We start from the raw sequence: 248 nt of genomic DNA, 5'->3' as shown, positions 1-248 counted from the left end.
GCGCCACAGCGCGAGGAGCTGGCCGAGGTGGATGTGGACTGGCTGATCGCCGAGCGCCCCGGCAAGGTAAGAACCTTGAAACAGCATCCACGCAAGAACAAAACGGCCATCAACATCGAATACATGAAAGCCAGCATCCGGGCCAAGGTGGAGCACCCATTTCGCATCATCAAGCGACAGTTCGGCTTCGTGAAAGCCAGATACAAGGGGTTGCTGAAAAACGATAACCAACTGGCGATGTTATTCAC

1 protein-coding gene is annotated in these 248 nt (G+C 54.8%); it reads left to right on the top strand.

What is annotated here, in order from left to right; all coding sequences use genetic code 11:
* A partial coding sequence (locus OGY19_RS00010; protein ID WP_286596177.1) for a transposase occupies positions 1-248 on the top strand: 248 nt, incomplete at both ends.

This window comes from Citrobacter sp. Cy070, assembly GCF_030332245.1.
Taxonomy (GTDB): domain Bacteria; phylum Pseudomonadota; class Gammaproteobacteria; order Enterobacterales; family Enterobacteriaceae; genus Citrobacter; species Citrobacter youngae.
Note: the sequence above shows the minus strand (reverse complement) of the source record. Positions and strands in the feature narration are given on the sequence as shown.